Below are 630 nucleotides of genomic sequence, written 5' to 3'. Positions count from 1 at the left end.
TGACGGAAGAAACTTCTGAGGAGATTGGTGCAGAATCCCAAGAGGAAGAAGCTCCTCGTCCTAAAGGTCGACCAAGCTTAAGAGTGATTAAGTAAATAAAAAGCAGCGTTAACGCTGCTTTTTTTATACTTCGGTTTCAAGTTTTTCAATATCGTTTAGTCACTAATGGTAAACGTCTCGACATCTGGATCACTATCATCTTGTGTCTGTGTCTGTGTCTGTGTCTGTGTCTGTGTTGTCACACCGTAGCTAGGTAAATCGACTTTAACTGGTTCTGCGTCTCCGTATTGGAACCCTTTGGGCACCTGTTTTACGCCAGAGATATTGCGCGAAATCTCCGTCGCGCGTTCACCTTGCTGAGCGGTTACATAGCCAAACAAAAATACGTCACCATCCTCTGTAATGACTTTGACTTTAACGCCATTGAGGTCCGAGGCGGTTAATAGAGCCGATTTAACCTTGGTTGTGATCCAGCTGTCGTTGCTGATTTGCGTCACGCTCAATGGCTCTTTAGCCTTAATTTGGTTATGAATGGTTTTGACGCCATCAATGGCTCTAGCTCGTTGCTCAATTTGATTAATCAAATCTTGAGTTGGAGCTTGGCCCATTAAAACAACCGTACCATTGTAC

General features: G+C 44.0%; 1 protein-coding gene. It reads right to left on the bottom strand.

Features of this window, described 5'->3' with window-relative positions; all coding sequences use genetic code 11:
• Positions 1 to 155: 155 nt before the first annotated feature.
• The coding region (locus R7O13_RS28260; RefSeq protein ID WP_318305374.1) for a BON domain-containing protein at positions 156 to 630 on the bottom strand (475 nt) is incomplete at its 5' end.

This window comes from Vibrio sp. Y176 (assembly GCF_033438945.1).
The sequence above is the reverse complement of the archived record's forward strand: the minus strand, read 5'-3'. Positions and strand labels throughout refer to the sequence as shown.